The 19,687-nt window shown below is 61.5% G+C and carries 6 protein-coding genes; all 6 read left to right on the top strand.

The features are described from left to right. Window positions 1–400 precede the first annotated feature (400 nt). The gene (locus tag A9974_RS14170) at window positions 401–15,223 is read left to right on the top strand and encodes a LysM peptidoglycan-binding domain-containing protein (protein ID WP_183004812.1); all 14,823 of its coding nucleotides are present in this window, start codon (window positions 401–403) and stop codon (window positions 15,221–15,223) included. Between the two features lie 9 nt (window positions 15,224–15,232). Further along, on the top strand, window positions 15,233–15,538 hold the full coding sequence (locus A9974_RS14165) for a hypothetical protein (protein ID WP_183004811.1): 306 nt from the start codon (window positions 15,233–15,235) through the stop codon (window positions 15,536–15,538). Window positions 15,539–15,834: 296 nt separating this feature from the next. After that, window positions 15,835–16,368 carry a hypothetical protein gene (locus tag A9974_RS14160; protein WP_183004810.1) on the top strand — a complete coding sequence of 178 codons (534 nt, stop codon included), beginning with the start codon at window positions 15,835–15,837 and terminating at the stop codon, window positions 16,366–16,368. A 253-nt stretch (window positions 16,369–16,621) separates the two neighbouring features. After that, a complete protein-coding gene (locus A9974_RS14155) occupies window positions 16,622–18,736 on the top strand; it encodes a hypothetical protein (protein ID WP_183004809.1) in 2,115 nt (704 codons plus the stop codon). Then, entirely contained in the window at window positions 18,733–18,963 is a 231-nt protein-coding gene (locus A9974_RS14150) for a hypothetical protein (RefSeq protein ID WP_183004808.1), read from the top strand. The genes A9974_RS14155 and A9974_RS14150 overlap by 4 nt, the downstream gene beginning before the upstream one ends. A gap of 317 nt (window positions 18,964–19,280) precedes the next feature. Next, on the top strand, window positions 19,281–19,687 hold a 407-nt coding region (locus A9974_RS14145; RefSeq protein ID WP_183004807.1), incomplete at its 3' end, for a hypothetical protein.

The following is a 19,687-nucleotide window of genomic DNA, read 5'->3' as shown; positions in this document are numbered from 1 at the left end:
GTGGTTTAGGGCGGTGAGGGAATTGACGAAAGGCAAGGGGCGACGCTAAACCCGCGGCGCGCCGGTCGGAGAAGTTGAGTGCGGATAGTGCGCCCTCGAAGTGAGGGACGGCTAACAACGACTTCAAGGACTACGTAGAAAAATGGTCGCAATCGTAAGCGGGAACAGCCTGGGAATTAACCTAAGTTCTCTTGCCAAGCTGGGAGACCAAGGTGTATTTGGCAATGCCAATCTTGGCCGCAGCAACGACCAGGTCTACGTCAATGCATGGTCCGGGAATCTGGTGTTCCGGACGCCCGACGACCAGTTATCGGGGCATGGCTCGTTGTTCGGCTCGGTGCGCACCTATAACAGCCAGGGAAAGCTTGGACATACCGACGCTTGGTCGATTGGCGCGGCCTTGAAAAAGGTACGGCTGAATGGGCAGTTGTTCAACTCGATGAGCTCGATGACCCGAGTCGACGACGATGGATCCGAGCAATCGTTCCTGACGGACTCGTCCATGGCGGCAACCTACGTTTCGTCCGGCGGCGCGGGAGCCTATGACAGGATCACATACGACTCGGTCAAAGGGCAGTTCGTCTGGCAGGATGGCGCAACCGGACTGATCGAACGCTACGAGGGTAGTGGTGCCGGCCGGTTATTGAGTTCGACGGATGCCAGCGGGAATACGCGCACCTATGCCTATGGTCCGAACGGCAAGCTCAGCAGTGTTACCGATGCCAGTGGGGGTGTCACCTATTACGACTACGTCGGCCAGAATCTGACCCAGATACGCACCGTCACCGTCGAGAATGGCGTGCAGGTAATGCAGACCCGGGTCCGCTACGGCTACGACGGACTGGGGCGTCTGTCCGCCGTATCCATCGACCTGACTCCGGAAGACGGCTCAATCGCCGATGGCAAGGTCTTCCAGACGTTCTACACCTACGATGGCGATAGCGATCGGCTTGCCTCGGTATCGCAGACGGATGGCACGCAGTTGTCGTTCACCTACGTGCAGGATGGTGCGGATTTCAGGGTCGCCAGCGTCACCGATGCGTTGGGACAGGTCACCCGCTACACATACAGCTACGGACTGACGACGGTTGTCAATCCCAAAGGCGAGGCCACGCTCTTCCAGCACAATTACTGGACTGGTGAACTGCGTACCGTGACCACGCCGCCGGTGAACGGCGTCAGCCAGGTTACGACGTTCACGATGGATGGCAAGGGCAACGTCACGCGTATCGATCAGACGGGTGGCTATTCTGTCAGCATGACGTACGACGCCCGGGGTAACCAGTTGTCCTGGTCGGATTCGGGAAAGAACGTCATTACCCGAACCTACGACAGTGGGAACCGGGTGCTGACCGAAATCTCGTATGTCGTTCCGATGACACCAACGGGAGGTGCGGCACGCGGCGAACTGACCACGCGTTATGTCTACGATGCCGCGGGACGGCTGCGCTTCCATATCAATCCGGTGGGCAACGTCACGGAATACCGCTACAACGCATACGGTGAGCGTGTGTCGACGCTGACCTATGCCGGCGACGTTTTCCCCATCCGTACGTTGTATGTCAACGAATCCGCTACGTTGGCGCAGATGGAGAGCTGGGCGGCCACGGTCAATTTCAGCCGCGTCTCGCGAGTCGACTCGGTCTATGATTATCGCGGGTTGCTGCAGCAAACGATCGCCTATCAGCGCGTGTCGAGCACCGGCGACGGCATTCTGGACGGCGATCAGGTTCTCACCCGTTATGTGTACGACCAAGCTGGTCGTCTCCTGACATCGATCTCGCCGACCAATGGCGCGACGAGTTATGTCTATGATGGCCTGGGCCGTCAGATTTCGGTGCAGGACGCCCAGGGCAACCTGACCTTGACGCAATACGACGATGCCGGCGGTCAAGTTGTCGTGAAACAGGCGAATGGCCTGAGCATCGTCTCGACCTACGACAAGGCAGGTCGACTGGTCAGTCGGATGAATCGAGACCAGGCTGGCGCGAACCTGGGCGAGACGCGATACGCGTACGATGCCAATGACCGACTGATCATGACGACGGATCCGTCTGGCGGACGGCAGTTCAACATCTATGATGCCGCGGGTCGCAAGGCTGGCGAGGTCGATGCCAGTGGCGCATTGATCCAATACATCTACAACGACGCTGGCAAGCTTTGGCGAACTACACGGTATTTTGGCAAGGTGAATATGGCGTTGCTGGTGGACGCGCAGGGCAACGCGCTCAACCCCTCCATCGACAACATCCCCCCTAATACCGGTGGTTTTGCCACAAAGTGGAATCTCTACGATACGTCGGGGCGTTTGGCCAAGACGATTGACGAGACCAACGCCATCACTGAGTACGTCTACGACGGCCTGGGTCGGATGACCGAGGAGATCAAGTACGCCCAGCGCATGACCACGTGGAAGGTGGCCCAACCCAGCCGGCCAGAGCACGCTGTGGTGTCCGTCGATTCGGGTGATGTCCACCTTATGCGTTACTACAACGCGGACAGCACGCTGCGGGGCGTGATGGATGGCGAGGGTGGCGTCATTGAATATATCTATGATGCTGCGGGCCGGGAAGTGCAAAGAATCTCGTATGCGACCAAGTCATCGAGATCTGGCACCAACGCACAGTTCGAAAGCGTCAAGCCCGCTTCGTCTCCCAACGACATCTTCGACTACAAGATCTACAACAATCTCGGCCGCCTGGTTGGCACCATCGACGCAGAAGGCTACCTGACCGAGCTGGTCTACGACGCCAGCGGCAACCTCACCACCAAGATCCGCTACGCCACGTCGCTGACCGGGGCTAACAGCGCCAGCCGCAATACGTTGAATTTCACGCCGGACCTGGCCAAGCTGCGGCCGGCTTCCACGCCGCAGGACCAGGTCTGGACCTACTCGTACACCCGGCTGGACAAGGTCTCGTCCGAGCGTAATGCCGAAGGCACGCTGACCCTGTATGTCTATGACGAGATGGGCCGCCTGACGTCCACGGTAAAGGCGGCTGGCACGTCCACATCGCGCAGTGTGCTGTCGCGTTACGACGTGCAAGGGCGCCTGATCGGCGAGTTGTCCGGCGAAGGCGCGGCCAAGCTCAATGGCAACCAGACCCAGGCCGAGATCGACGCCATCTGGAAGACCTACGGCACCACCTACACCTATGACGCCGTGGGCCGCCGCACGTCCATGATGGATGGCGCGGGCCAGCGCACGCTGTATTACTTCGACGCCAGCGGCCGGGTTACGCACACGATCAATGCACTGGGCTATGTGCAGGAACGGGTCTACGACAACATCGGCCAGTTGGTCGAAACCATCCGCTATGGCGTACCGATTGCCCTGCAAGGCTTGAATGGCGGACTGGTCAACGACGCGCTGCGCCTGGCCATTGCCGCTACCAGCAATGCCGACGTGGATATCCGCGCGACCTACACCTACACGGCGGACGGCCGTGTGGCCAAGGAAACGGACGGTGCGGGAGGGGTGATCGAGCGCAGCTACGACGCGTTCGGCAACGAGGTCATGCGCCTGACCAAGATCGCCGGAGCGATCAGCCGTACCGACAAAAGGGTGTACGACCGGATGGGTCGGTTGACACAGACGATCGACGATCTGCAGTACGGTCGCAAGACGTTCCGGGAGTACGACGCGTTTGGTCGGGTCACGACGACGCGCGACGGCAATGGCGTGTCCGTCAACTATCAGTACGACAAGCTCGGCCGCGAGGTGCTGACCTACGACACTGTCGGCCGTAAGGCCACCGCCTACGATGCATTCGGCAATGTGCTGTGGCGTATCGACGAACTGGGCCGTCGGACCAGCTATGCCTATGACGCGCAGAACCGCAGCGTCACGGTGACCACGCCCGATGGCGTGTCGGTCACGACTGTTCATAATGCCTTTGGCCAGACGGTAGAGGTTCGCGACGGTAACGGCAACGTTACCAAGCATACTTACAACACGGATGGCAGCCTGGTGCGCAGCGAACAGGGTGGCACCATCATCACCCAGGGCTACGATAGCCTCAATCGCTTGATCGAAACGGTCGATGGCCGCGGCGTCAAGACCGTCTATGCCTATGACGCCGTCGGGCAGCGCCTGAGCCGCACGGTCGACCCGGCCGGGCTGAATCTGCAGACGCAATATCGTTACGATGCCTTTGGTCGCCAATACCAGATCACGGAGCCGGGCGGCAATCAGACGGTTGTGACGTTCGACAAGGCGGGTCGTGTCCTGTCTTCCACGGTGGACGCGAGTGGCCTGAAACTGGTCACGCGCTATACCTACAACGAGGCGGGTCAGCAACTGACGGTCACGGCGCCCAATGGCATTGTCACCGTCTATACGTATGACAAGCTCGGTCGCCGCGACAGCGAGACAGTGGACCCATCCGGCTTGGCGCTCAAGACGGTCTATACGTACGACATGAGCGACAACCTGACCACCAAAGTGGATCCAGGCGGCGCCAAGACGCAATACGTGCGCGACGACCGTGGGCGCGTGGTGTTTCAGGTCGATCCGGCCGGCTATGTGCTGGAAACCCGCTATGACGCCGCCAACCAGGTCGTTGGCACCATCGCCTACGCGACGCCGGTGGACAAAAAGCCCACGGGCTGGTTCAGCGCCTTTGAACTGCGCGGCCTGCTCAAGCCTAACCCCGCCGACATCGCCGAGTACCGCTACTACGACAGCGCCGGCCGCTTGGCGATGACCGTCAGCGGCACCGGCAACGTGGTGGCCATGCGTTACGACGGCAACGGTAACCTGGTCGAGCGCACCGCCTACGCCAGCCGGCTGTCAACGGCGGGCATCGGCGCGGCCGAGATGCCCGCGGCGCCGACGGCCAGTCCGACCTACGATCAGCGCCAGCGCACGGTCTACGATGCACTGAATCGCGCCGTATTCCAGATCGACGGCCTGGGCGGCGTGGTGCGCCAGCGTTACGACGCCAATGGCAACGTGGTGGAACGCGTGGCCTATGCCGGGCGCATTCCCGTGGACACGGCAATGACCGAGTCTGCCATCAACACCGCGTTGGCGGCCGTGGCCGACACCGCGAGCGACCAACGCGCCGTCAACGTGTACGACAGCGTCGGCCGCCTGACCTACTCGATGAACGGCCTGGGCACCGTGACGCACAACGTCTACGACGCCTCGGGCAACCTGCTGCGCAAGACCGTCTTCGCCACGCGTCTGGCACCGGGCAGTGACCCCGCTTCCGTGCCGGCCGCGGCTGGTGACATCACCGTGTCGCGAATCTACGACACTGCCAATCGCCTGGTGGCGTCGGTGGATGCCAATGGCAACACCACCCGCTATGTGTTGGACGCCGCTGGCCGCACCGTATTCCAGATCGACCCGGCGGGCGCCGTGGTCGAAAGCCGTTACGACGCCGCGGGCCGCGTGGTGGCCACACTGGGCTATGCCACCCCGATCGTCATGCAGGACCTGGGTCAGCAGGCGTCCGACGCCCAGGTCCGCGCGCTGCTCAAGCCGCAAGCCGGCGATCAGGCCGAATACCGCTATTACGGCGCGGATGCCCGCCTGGCGATGACGGTGTCTGCAGTGGGCGCGGTGGTGAGTTACCGCTACGACGCCAGCGGCAACCTGGCGGAACGCACGGCCTATGCCAACCGGCTGCCCGCCGCCAGCATGGGGACCGCGGCCATGCCCGCGGCCCCGGCCGTGGACATGGCCTACGACCAGCGCCAGCGCACCGTGTACGACGCGCTGGGCCGCGCCGTGCTGCAGGTGGATGGCACTGGTGCCGCGGTGCGCCAGCGCTACGATGCCAATGGCAATGTCATCGAACGCATCGCCTACGCGACGCGGGTACCCGCCAACGTCGCCCTGACATCGGCTGCCATCGAGGCCGCCCTGGCCACGGCGGCGGATGCCGCGCGTGACTTGCTTACGGTCAATGCCTACGACGGGATTGGCCGCCTGACGCATGTGATGGACGGCCTGGGCGCCGTCACGGAAAACATCTACGACGCCGCCGGCAACCGGGTGCGCCAGATTCAGTACGCGACCCCGGTGGCGGCAGGTGGCGATCCGCGCAGTGTGCAGGGCAGCATGAAGGACCGCGCCAGCGACTGGGTCTATGACGGCATGGGCCGCCAGATTGCCAGCGTCGACCCCACCGGCGCGGTCACGCGCAGGGTGCTCGACGCCCAGGGCAACGCGATTCAGGTCATCAGCTATGCCGTCCGCCTGGGCGCCGGTGTGCCACGCACCGGTGAGGCCATTCTGGCGTCATTGCAGCCCGGCGCGCTGGACCGCGCCACCACCACCGCGTTCGATGCCGCTGGCCGCGCCGTGCTGGTCATCGATGCCGAAAGGGGCGTCCAGCGCAATACCTATGACGCCGCGGGCAACCTGCTGGAGTCCTACCGCTATTCCACGCCGTTGACCGGCGCCGATCTGGCGGGCGTGGCGCCGGCCAGCCTGACGCTGGCCGCGCTGAGCGCGCGCCTGCCGGCCGCCGACAGCCAGGGCCGCAGCACCCGCAGCGTATACGGAGCCAATGGCCTGCCGGTCTACAAGATCGATGCGGCCGGCTTTGTGACGCAATTGACCTACGACACTCGGGGCAATGTCACCAGCAGCCGGCGCTATGCCAATGGCGTGCTGCTGGGCAGCACGCCGTCCGCCTCGGACGTGGCCGCCGTGCTCAGCGCGGATAACGCGCGCGACCGGGTGGATACCTTCGTCTTCGACGCAGCCGGGCGCCTGCTGGGGTCAACGGATTCGCTGGGCAAATCCGAATCCTATGGCTACGACGGGGTGGGCAACAAGGTACGCTTCGTCAACAAGGCCGGCAATGAGTGGACCTACGAGTACGATGCCGCCGGCCGCCTGCTGGTCGAGCGCACGCCGCAGACCAGCGTGGTGGATACCAGTTGGTCTGGCGGCGGCGACCTGGTGGTGGGGGCCACCAAGTCGATTTCCATGGTGACGCGCAACGTCTATGACGGCCTGGGCAATCTGGTGTCGCGGACCGAGGCCGATGGCCAGCCCCAAGCCAAGACTACCCGCTACGTCTACGACGCCGCCGGCCGGCAGATCCGGACGATCTTCGCGCCTGTCAATGTCTATGACGCGGCAGCCGACAACCTCTTGACGAACGGCGCCTCAGGCGTGGCCGCGCGCAAGGAAGGCGCACCGATCTCGCTGACGTCGGACGTGCTTTACGACGCCTTCGGCAACGCCGTGGCCGGCCGCGACGTGGCCGGGGCCATCAGCTACAAGGTCTACGACAAGACCGGCGCCCTGAAGTATGAAGTCGACGCCGAAGGCTTTGTGACCGAGTACGAACGCAACGCCCAGGGCGACGTGACCCTGCGCCTGCGTTACGCCACCAAGACGACGCTGACCAGCCACGGTTATGCCGGCCTCACTGCCGAAGCCGTGTCCGCCGCCGTCAACGCCGCCGGCATCGACCACAGTGGCGACCGCGGCGTGGTGACGCAGTTCGACCGTCTGGGCCGCGCGGTCGAGACCAGCCAGTCGCAGATCTACGCCTACGATTCGTCGGCCGCGGCAGGCGCGCAGTACTTCACCAGCAACAAGCTCACCCGCACGGAATACGACGCCTTTGGCCAGGTGGCGGCGGTGCGCGAGCTGGTCAACCCGGTGTCCCAGGTGTGGGCCACCACCACCCAGTACTACGACCGCGTCGGCAACATGACGGCCCGCGTCGATGCCCTGGGCTATGTCACCACCATGTCGTACGACGGCCTGGGCAACAAGACGTCGGTGCGCGAATACGCCACCGCTACCAATGTCTGGAGCGCCACGGGCTACGGCCTGCCCGTGACCCATGCCAACGACCGCCTGACCACTTACGCCTTTGACGCGCTGGGCCGCAAGATCGCGGAAACCCGCGTCAATGTGGAATACAGCAACCAGTCCAATGGCACTGTGCAGCGCGGCGACCTGAAGACTACCTTCGGCTATGACGCCCTGGGCAACCAGACCTACGTCGCCAACCCCAATGGCGGCCGCACCTACAGCTACTACGATGCCCTGGGCCGCGTCACGGCCACCGCGGAGCCGATGCGCACCGATGCGTCCGGCAAGACCTACGCGCCGTTGACCACCTTCTATCGCGACGCGCTGGGCAACACCGTGCTGACGATCCAGCACGCCAATGGCGCATCCACGGTATTGGAATCCGGCTACACGGCTGGCGCCGCCAGCAGCCAGGACCGCTACAACTACGTCGGCTACGACAGCCGCGGCAACAAGATCCAGACCATTGATGCCAATGGCGCGCGTACCAACTATTCCTACAACGCCGCTGGCCTGATGGCCAAGCAGTGGCGCGGGGTGACGGGCAACGACGGCAGCGTCAAAACGTGGTTCCAGGCCTACGAATACGACAAGCTCGGCCACCAGACCCGGGTCATCGACCCGGCGTCCACCGCCGTCCTGAAAAACGGCATCCAGACCAGCTTCTCGTCGGCGTCCAAGGAATTCCGTCAGCGCGAGAAATACGTCGTGACCGGCGACAGCGCGATCAACCTGAACTGGTCATCGTTGATTGACGCCGGCGGCGGCCTGGTGCGCGTGCAGGTGTACTACAGCACCGTGAGCACGCTGTACAGCGAAACTACCCCTACCGAAAGCGGCGGGGGCGGCGAAGGCGGCGAGGGCGGGGTGTCCACCGGCGGCACCACCGTCACCTATGGGTCGGCCAGTGTGGCCACCAGCCGCACGGTCGACTTCGGTGCTGCCTCGGCGGCATCGGGCGTGTCCATCCGCTGGAACGACTACCGTGCCCGTCAGGGCGGCATTGCCGAGCTGAGCTACATCCGCATCTGGCAGCAGGACGCCGCGGGCAACTGGATCAGCAAGTGGGAAGGCAGCAATGCCCAGGCCAACGGCTCGGGCATTTTTGACGTGTCGCAACAGGAAGCCGGCTGGTCCGATACCGTCACGGAATACAACGCGTTCGGCGAGATGGTGCGCCGCGGCGTCAACGGCGGCCGCCAGGAATACTACCAATACGACAACGCCGGCAACGTGGTTCGCAGCAACGGCAAGGATGGCAAGGACCAGATTACCCTGTACAACCTGCAGGGCAACGCTACCGCCAACCTGACCAGCGGCGGCGCGGGCGGCGGCAACGTCAACGTCGCTGCGATCGGCTCGATCCAGCAGGCGGCCAACATGGGCAACCTGCGGCGCGAAGATACCGTCTACAACCTGCTGGGCAACGCGGTCAAGACACTGGCGCCCGAGCGCTCGGTGTACGAAGGCGGCGTTTCCGTCAGCCGCGACTTCACGGGTGCGGCGATCACCTCGTCCGCCACCCTGTATTACATCCCCAAGCCCGAGACCGGCGGCGGCTCGGAAATCGGCGAGGGCGGCAATGAAGGCGGCAATGGCCCGGTGGACCCAGGCACGCCGGCCTGGCGCGGCACCAACAGCGTGCAACTGAGCTGGACGAGCCTGGCTAACCTGGGCGACGGTGACGTGCGCGTGGTGATGACCTACCAGAGCGCCGGCGGCACGCGCCGCAGCATCACCCAGAGCTTCGCCGCGGCCTCGGCCACATCGGGCGTCCTGATGAGCTGGGACGGCACCGCCAGCAACACCACCGACGGCGGCGTCAGCCGCGTGGTGGCCATGGTGGTCTACAAGAAAGACACCAACGGCACCTGGCAGGCGGTGATCAACCAGCAGGGCACCTTTGGCAATACCGGCAACTTCATCGACATCGCCGCACCCGTCGATCCGGGCCTGAAGGTCAGGTTGGAGATCCGCGTGCCCAACGGCGGCTGGAGCGAAGTCGGCCTGGTCAACTACGGCAATTCGCTGCGGTACGACGCCGAAGGCCTGGCCGTCGGCAACTATGAATACCGCGTGTCGCAGATTGGCCGCGACGGCGTCGTCAAGGTGACCGGCAACGGCACCCTGTCGCTGACCGCGCCCAGCCTGGCGTCCATCGGCAGCGCCATGGGCTTCGGGGCCGTCGGCAACGACGTTTTCAGCTGGCCGTCGTTTGGGGCGGGCGTGGATGCGCAGTTCCGCTACCGCGTGCCGGGCGGCGGCTGGGTGCAACTGCCGGTCTCGGCGCGCGCATCGGGCCACGATGGCGTGGACTGGGTCAACATGGGCGCCGGCCGCTTCGAATACGAACTGCTGCTGATCGACCGCAGCTCGGGCGCGGCCTATGCCCACGCCACGGGCTTCATCGACAAATCGGCCGCGGTGCCCGACCGCTGGGTGCCGCAAGTGGGCTATCCGCCCATCACCCAGGCCCTGACGCTGGATTCCAGCAACACCGGCATCTCGTGGACCACCATCGGCGACTGGCGCGAACTGGAAGGCACCGCCACGCTGAAATACCGCATTCAAGGCAGCAACGGCGGCTGGTCGTCGGTCGTGATGAACAAAGTTCCGAGCACCGTGCCGTTCGCCCCTGTGGGCACCGGCGGAGGCGTCAGCGAGGGCGGGGAAGGCGGCGAGAATGGCACCGGCTTCATGACCTACTGGGTCAAGCTGGGCACGCTGCCCGCCGGCACCTACGAGTTCGACCTGGTCTACACCCGGCCGGGCTCCGGCGAACCCTACAAGCACCGCATCGGCGTCATTGCGCAGGGCGCGACCACGCCGGGCTACTACTACACCCGCTATTACAACGTCACCGTTCCCTATCAGGTATGGGTCCCGCCCGTGCCCGGCACGGGGGAAGGTGGCGAGGGCGGCGAAAGCGGCGGCACCCCCGGCTACTGGAAAACTGAATACCGCACCGAAACCCGTTCCGAGCAGGTCTGGGTCGCGGCGGTCACCCCCCGCCCCGGCATGTCGCAGACCACCGCCACCTACGTGCCCGGCTATACGGTGCCGGGGCGTCCCCCCGCGTATTCACTGTCCAGCACCACCGCATCCAACCCCAACCCGATCAGTACTACCGTGTCGGGCTACCTGGGCGTCGCGGCATCGTGGACGCCCGTGGGCGCCAACGGCGGTGTGCAGTCCAGCCGTCCCACCGTCGAACGCACCTACGACCGATGGGGCAACGTCGCCACGGTCACAGACCCGCGTTCGCCATATTGGATCACGCGCTACACCTACAACGCCAACAACCAGATCACGTCCGAAGTGCGTCCTTCGGCCGATGGCGTGGCCGGCGCTGGTCCCGCCACGACGCTGTACTACGACGCCCTGGGCAACAACGTCGCCACGCGTGACGGCAACGGCAACGTCAACGGCATCCAGTACGATGCTGGCGGCAACCGTATCGCTGAACTGCATGCCGACGGCGGCGTCTACCGCTACGGCTACAACGCCTTCGGAGAAAAGACCACCTGGGTCGATGCGCTGGGCAACACCACCAGCTACACCTACGACAAGCTCAGCCGGCTGGTGCTGACGTCCAACGCGGCCGTCACCAGCTACGTCATGAGCAACGGCACGACGCTGGCGGTTACCGGCACCAAGACCGTCACCGAGAGCGTGCGCTACGACGAACTGGGCAACAAGCTCAGCTCGACCAACGGCGCGGGCGACACGGTGTACTTCCGCTACGACCTGCGCGGCAATGTCACCGGCGTGCGCAAACCGGGCATGTCCACGGAGCTGCGCACCGCCTACGACGCGCGCGGCAACAAGACCTTCGAGGCCGACGGCAACGGCAACGCCTCGACCTGGGCGTACGACTACTTCGGCCGCCTGGTCGCGCACACCGACATCGGCGGCGCCAAGTACTTCTACAGCTACGACAACGCGCGCCAGCTGCTGCAGCAGACCAACACGCGCGGCCAGAACCTGAACTACACCTACGACGCCACGGGCCAGGTCACGCGCATCTATGACGCCAGCCTGGGCAAGATCACCGACTTCTCGTACGACCACGCGGGCAACAAGGTGCGCGAGCGCACGAGCCAGGGCGGGGTGGTGTACCAGAGCAACATCATGGCCTACGATGCGCTGGGCCGCCTGCGAGAGGTGTCCGACGGCTACCTGCGCCAGAGCATCGACTACGACGCCAACGGCAACCGCAAGCGGGTGCAGACGCAGTACACGGACGCATCCGACACGTGGCGCAACCGGGACTATTGGTACGGCTACGACGCGATGAACCGCCAGACCACGGTCGAGGCGGTCAACGCCAACCTGGAGATCAACGCGGCCCAGGGCCACAAGCTGACGTACGACGCCAACGGCAACCGCCTCTCGGACACGTATTGGGACAAGGTCCTCTATGCCGACGGCGGCACGGCGGCCGGCTTCACCACGGAGCGGTACACGTACGACGCGATCAACCGCCTGACCACGCTGCGGCGCGACGGGCTGCTGCTGGACGCGCGCTACTACGACGGGGCCGACCGCGTGGTGCTCAGCGGCATCGACGGGTCGCTGGGCAAGGCGTTCTTTGACCGGTCGGGGCTGGCGGGCGAGCAGCGGCGCAACGTCTACGACGGCGCCGGGCGGCTGTATTCGGCGCGGGTGGTCAAGATGACCGATGCGGGCCTGTCGGGCGGCTACGCCACGACGTATTCCGGCTACGACCAGGCGGGCAACGTCACGCAGTACTCGACGGCGGTGTATGACGGCTCGCCCTACACCAACACGTACACCTACACCCACGAGCGCTACGAGGGCTACCGGGAGAAGACGCTGTCGGGCACCAGCACCGCGCTGGACCCGGGCCAGACGACGTACCAGTACGACGTCAACGGCAACCTGATCGGCGTGGTCGATAGCAAGGACAGCAGCAAGAACCAGACGCTGGTCAATGATGCCAACGGCAAGATTTTGCAGCGCGTGCAGAACGGGCAGACGATCCGGTCGCTGGTGGTGAACGGGGAGTTGATGGGGACGACCGGACCGGCGGCGGGGGCGGATGATTTCTCGCCGAGCTTCCGACCGATTGACGGGGGCAATCCTTCGGCCAGTCCGGGGTCGTATCGGATACAGGCGGGCGATACGCTGCAAAGCATCGCGCAGCAGGCGTATGGGGATAGCCGGTTGTGGTATCTGGTGGCCGAAGCCAATGGCCTGGCCAGTGACCGCGATCTGCGGGTGGGGGCCACGGTCACGATACCGAACCGGGTGTCGGGGAACCATAACGACTACAAGTCGTTCAAGCCGTATGACCCGGGCAAGTTGATTGGGGATACGCAGCCGACGATGCCGGTGCCGCAGGCGGATAGTGGCGGAGGAGGTGGTGGCTGCGGCGGGATCGGGAAGATCTTTGTTGCGGTGGTGGCAGTGGTGGCGACAGTGTTTACGGCAGGGGCGTTGATGCCTCTGGCCGTGGGGGCACTTGGCGTTGTCGGTGGTGCCATGGCGGCCACAGCGATAGGCGGCATTGTCGGCAGCGTTGTCAGTCAAGGCGTTGGCATGGCACTGGGTGTCCAGAGCAAATTCAACTGGGGCGCTGTCGCCATGGCTGGTGTTGCGGGTGCTGTCTCAGGTGGCGTGACCGGCTTCCTCAACCCGAGCGCGATTAGTTCCGCGGCGGGTATGGGAAGTGCGGGCTCGGCCACTACGGGGGCAGCGGTGCAGTCTGGCTACTCCACGTCCGCCATGGTCGCAGCCGCTGGTAGAGCCGTAGTCAGTTCCACAATCACGCAAGGCATTGCTGTTGCGACTGGCTTGCAATCCAAGTTCAGTTGGAGCGGGGTGGCGCTGGCTGGCGTGGGGGCTGGCGTGGGCTCCGCGGTAGGCCAGACCGTGTTCCAGGATTGGGAAGGAATGAGCGGTCGAGTCGCTCGGGGTTTTGCGGCGGGCGCGGCTGGTGGCATTACGACGAACGTCTTATCGGGAGGGAAGGCGAACTATTTGCAGGTCGCTGTTGACGCATTTGGGAACGCGTTGGGGAACTCGGTTGGCGACGCGGCAGTGCGAGCGTGGAATGACGGGCCTTCATCTGTTGGCAAGGTCATTGGCACTACCGATGGGTTTACGGTTGCTGGCACTGGGAAAAACTGGGATAGCGGTTACACCGGGGGGGAAGATTTTGCCGCAGATGTACGTTGGCGTCGCGAATTGCTAGGCGCCGGAATTGCAACGGACGGCGTGGGGATGATTTCAGATGGCGTGGCAACGATGGATTGGAATATCATCGATCCCCGTGGGGTGCTGTCTAGCGTGCAGAAGGGAGCTTCTCTGCGCTATCCCAGGGATACGGCAAGTAGTGTTCGAGATCAGCTGGATGGCTCAATGCGTGATTTGGCGGACCCGAGATTCGCAAATGTGCTGCGTGAAGAGTACATCTTGACCCGAGATCAAGCCGCCAGCGTAGCTTCGGTTGAGCAGCAGTACTCAAAAGTGAGGTGGGGAAGCGAAGACTATCGTCGTGATTTGACAGCTTTCTCCAAGGCATTGGGGGCGTTGGATGATGATATTGTTCGACTCCATGCGCTGACCAATATTGCCCAAACCTCGAATCCTGGCTATCAAATAGATGGTCAAGTCAGTATTGGAAGGATGCCGGTGTTGTGGGCGCGAGACCTAAACCTCCTGGGCTTCCCAAGTAAAGTGTGGGGTGGCTGGAGCGCACTACTTAATCAGGGAGCCGAAGCAATCGGTGCTGATGGGACGAAGTATTTTGTGAATGGAAATTCACATCAATACGTTAGGGAAGAAGAGGTTGCTCTAGATATTGCCGCCGTTGGTATGACTCCGACGCGATCAGCCGGAGGCTCTGCAGTTCTGCGTAGCGGTTTGGTATTTGGGGTGAAGGCTACAGAACGCTATGGTGCGACTTTGGCTGCTGCGGAACGGGCGAGTTTACAGCACAACCCATCGAACGAATTGGTGTCGGTGATATCGCGCGAAAGCGGGAATTTGGTGATCCAGCAAAAGCTGGGGGAAACTGGAGGTAGGTTGTCCGACGATGTTTTGCAATTGCTGAAGGGTAATACCATGACGCATAATCATCCGTCAGGCGGTCCGTTGGGATACGACGACCTTACTACGGCAATTAGATTTGGGGCGGCAGAAGTTCGTGCGGTGTCTCCAGAAATGACTCACGTTGCCGATTTGTCCCGACTGTCTCTAGATGCTAGAAATAATGCTGGTAATGTATTAAGTAATATTGCAAAAGAGCACTCTGATGCTTTTAAAATCGCTCATCCGGACTATAAATCGTACGCATTGGATTATAGGACATCGCTATCTGAAAAGGTTCTTGATAGTATATTTAAACAATTCTCTGGAAAATTTCCAGATCAAGTTAGATTTTTTAATGTTCCTACCGTTAAAAAATAGATTATTAAAATGACTGATGCTAATGTTCTGGAAGTGTTGTTTGAAAAAATGGTGCTGGAGGCTGAGGAATTGCTGACACCAGCTGAGAAGGTAATTTTGAGAACGAGTGAAAAGCATGATGCATTGGCACAGCTTTCTTGGCGTGCTGGTCACGTATTTTTGAGTACGTTAGGGCTAAGAGATGCTGATGGGGTCGAAAAATGGAAAGCGATTGAGGACTATGCCAATCAGGGGATACTTATTCCCTTTAATGCTGAAGGGGCGGCGGGAGCTCTGCTCGGCTATTTCTGGGATAAGTTTAACAAGATGGCATAGTATTTTTTTTATTTTTCATGATTTTGTTTGTCAGAGTATGTTTGATGTGAAAAAAGAAAAGCCCCGGCCGCGTATTGCATATTGCTGCTGGGGCTTCTTCTTTGCTTGTGAGAGATGGATGGCCTTAGCTTTACTCACGCGATTTTTAATTCAACGCGTAATTAACGTGTCAGGCTACGTTTAGTTTGACAGCATGTGGTAATCCCCGGCCAAAAAATGCGGTCGGGGTTTTGTTATTTGCTGAGGTTCGGTCGAGTCAAGCCTGTTATTTAATCTGGTCATGATTTTTTCCTTGCGTGTCCATTGCGCGATTCCGCCTGCGAGAAGTGTCCGACGGCTACCTGCTCCAGAGCATCGACTACGACGCCAACGGCAACCGCCTCTCGGACACGTATTGGGACAAGGTCCTCTATGCCGACGGCGGCACGGCGGCCGGCTTCACCACGGAGCGGTACACGTACGACGCGATCAACCGCCTGACCACGCTGCGGCGCGACGGGCTGCTGCTGGACGCGCGCTACTACGACGGGGCCGACCGCGTGGTGCTCAGCGGCATCGACGGTTCATTGGGCAAGGCGTTCTTTGACCGGTCGGGGCTGGCGGGTGAGCAGCGGCGCAACGTCTACGACGGCGCCGGACGGCTGTATTCGGCGCGGGTGGTCAAGATGACCGATGCGGGCCTGTCGGGCGGCTACGCCACGACGTATTCCGGCTATGACCAGGCGGGCAACGTCACGCAGTACTCGACGGCGGTGTATGACGGCTCGCCCTACACGAACACGTACACCTACACCCATGAGCGCTACGAGGGCTACCGGGAGGATATTTAACGTGTCAGACTGCCTTTAATGTAAAAAGAAGAAGCCTCGGTCGCATATTGCTGCTGGGGCTTTTGTTTTCTTGTGGGAAACGAATGGCTTTAGCCACCCGGCTTCTAAACGTAGTCTGACACATTAAATTCACCGCGATCTGCGGGTGGGGGCCACGGTCACGATACCGAACCGGGTGTCGGGGAACCATAACGACTACAAGTCGTTCAAGCCGTATGACCCGGGCAAGTTGATTGGAGATACGCAGCCGACGATGCCGGTGCCGAAGCCGGATAGCGGTGGCGGTGGTGGCTGCGGCGGGATCGGGATGATCATCGTTGCGGTGGTGGCGGTGGTGGCAACGGTGTTGACGGCGGGGGCGTTGGCGGCACCTGCCGGTGCGACGCTGGGCACAATGATGTCCGTCGGCGCGACCACGCTGGTTGGCGCTGGCACCATTACAGGAATCAGTGCTGTTGGCATAGGCCTTGCAGCTGGGGCCGTGGGCAGTATTGTGAGCCAAGGTGTCGGCATGGCGATTGGCGCGCAATCCAAGTTCTCGTGGAAGGGAGTCGCAACGAGCGCGCTGGGCGCCGGAGTTACGGCGGGGGTGGGGTCAGCAGTCAATGGAGCCAATATCCTGACTGCTGCGGGAGGCGGCACAGCGACAGGCCTTAGTACTGGCTCGGCCGCAATGGATCTGGCTTTGCGTGCGACGGTGAGTTCGACTGTTAGCCAAGGTCTGGCAATGGCGACAGGGCTGCAATCGAAGTTCAGTTGGACGAACGTCGCGGCGGCTGGCATTGGCGCTGGTGTGGGCTCTGCGGTTGGCTCCCAACTATTCCCCAATGCGACGAATTTTGGTGAGCGCCTGGCTCGCGGATTCGTGTCCGGCGCTGTGGGCGGGGTGGCAGCTTCGGTGCTGTCAGGGGGCAAGGCGAACTACGTGCAGATTGCAGTTGACGCGTTTGGGAATGCGTTGGGGAATTCAGTGGTTGATGAGATGAGCTTGTCCGGATCAAGCCAATCTCAGTCTTCTTCCACGAACTCTGTTTCAGATGAGCGCACGCGGGACATCTTCCGCCAACAGACCATGGGAGACATTCAGCGGCTGGCCGCCCAGGAAGGTGGGCGAGGATGGGGGCAGAGTCCAGTTTCTCTGGACGAGACGGCGTTCAATGACATCGGATCTTTGAGGGAGCTTGGGCGTGGACCGAGGGGAGAGATCTACTGGAACAATGACGTTACGTCTTATCCCGTCGCGGATAGGAGGATGATCTCCGCAGTGCCACTGGCCGCTCTGTTGCCCGAAAGGCCGGCAGACAGCATACGAGAGATTGGTCCGGGGGAAGGGTTCTTCACATTCAACCAGTTTGGACGCTTCCTCTCCAGCGCAGGTACGACCGCCAAGGCCCTTCCCGGCGCGTTCTTACACTCGGCGCAACAAGTCGGCTATGCGTCGGCAGACGTCACGGGCTACGCTGTGGGCCAGTTGCACGAGTGGGCCGGTGACTCCAGCTATCGAGTCAGGCCCCAGAGCAACTTTTTCATGCAGGTGCAAGAGGAGGGCCTGGGCCTGACCGCTGCAAAGTACGGTCTCGAGATGGTAGACGGTATGGTTGCACGTCCGCTGCGGGCCATTGTGAATAGAAACCCAGAGCAGATGGGCGAAATCGCTGCGGAATTGGCTTTGGGCGGCGTGGCAGGAAAGCTTGTGAAGGGCGGCGCTGGTATGGCCGGGGATGCGATTGTGGGAGGCGGGTGCTGGGTGGGCGATGCGTTTGCGAATCGCGTCGAGGGCACTCTTAGTCGGCAGGGGGGGGCACCGAATTTGTTGCCTAGTGATTCGAAGTTCGTTCATGGCGGTGATAAAGTTCCACCATCGGTAGACCTGACTGCTCAGGCTGGAGGACTTGGCGGCATACGTTTTCCTCGTACTGAGGGCCTCGGCACACATGCAAGCATGGCTGAGTTGCGCGCTTCAGGCGCATTGCCTGGTTTGGACGGCGTAATCATTACTGATAGAACTGTTAGATTCGGCGACGTATTTGAGCTAGGAACGCTTGGCGGCAGGACGGTGGAGTTTTCGTTGGTTGTCGAGCGGATTGATGGTCAACTTGTTAAGAAACTTTATAGCGGTGATGCCTGGGCAAGCCCGGTTCCGCGTGATTCCCGGCTTATCGGGCATGTTCATCCAAATGAAAATTCTTTCCAGCGTTGGGCATCCGGCGAAGATATGGAGGTGGTGAATGCTCGCTACTTTAGAGCGCTGGAAAGCAACCCGAATGCTGTCGCTCTGCCCTCTCGTATTTTCTGGGGCGCGGGAGATGCGGATAATACTGTTTTTTATCCCGGATTTGGTAAAGATCCTCTGCTAGGAAAAAGGTGATTGATATGGACGACAAAAGGCTTGAAGCTATGGCTGATGAATATTTGTTTGGGAGTGGCCTAGTGTTATCCAATTTTTATATCGAAAAAACTCCTGTCAGCGAGGTTCTTTGTTTTATAAATGATAAAGGTAGGCATTTTGATCTGCCGATTAGCGATCCTGTTTTGGCTGGTGCTGTGAAGGGGAGATTGAGGGAGCTTGGCGTTAAAGTGGTAATCCACGATTAGGTAGTCAGTTGCGAAATTAAAGTTTCAGGCTTATTTTGACGCGACAGAAAATTAACGAAATTTAAGATGCTGTATTTCCCGCGCCAAGCATTTAGAAATAATCAAGACGGTATGGTGAGCGTGCTTTGAGTGCACCGAAGAATTAATTTAACGTGTCAGAATGCATTTGATTTGATAGAAATTAGGAAATCCCCGGCCGCAAAAAAATGCGGTCGGGGTTTTTGTTATTTGCTGAGGTTCGATTGGGTCATGCCAGTTATTTAATCTGGTCATGATTTTTTTCTTGCGCGGCCACTGCACGATTCCGCCTGCAAGAAGTGTCCGACGGCTACCTGCGCCAGAACATCGACTACGACGCCAACGGCAACCGCAAGCGGGTGCGGACGCAGTACACCGATGCGTCGGACACCTGGCGCAACCGGGAATACTGGTACGGCTACGACGCGATGAACCGCCAGACCACGGTCGAGGCGGTCAACGCCAACCTGGAGATCAACGCGGCCCAGGGCCACAAGCTGACGTACGACGCCAACGGCAACCGCCTCTCGGACACGTATTGGGACAAGGTCCTCTATGCCGACGGCGGCACGGCGGCCGGCTTCACCACGGAGCGGTACACGTACGACGCGATCAACCGCCTGACCACGCTGCGGCGCGACGGGCTGCTGCTGGACGCGCGCTACTACGACGGGGCCGACCGCGTGGTGCTCAGCGGCATCGACGG

The organism is Achromobacter sp. UMC71 (genome assembly GCF_014170305.1).
Classification (GTDB): Bacteria; Pseudomonadota; Gammaproteobacteria; order Burkholderiales; family Burkholderiaceae_B; genus Achromobacter.
This window is presented reverse-complemented; position numbering and strand designations above follow the sequence as displayed.

Bases quoted from the DNA above. Each gene is read 5' to 3' on its own strand.
- A9974_RS14165 (WP_183004811.1), top strand. From the start codon at position 15,233: ATGACTGATGCTAATGTTCTGGAAGTGTTGTTTGAAAAAATGGTGCTG.
- A9974_RS14155 (WP_183004809.1), top strand. From the start codon at position 16,622: ATGCCGGTGCCGAAGCCGGATAGCGGTGGCGGTGGTGGCTGCGGCGGG.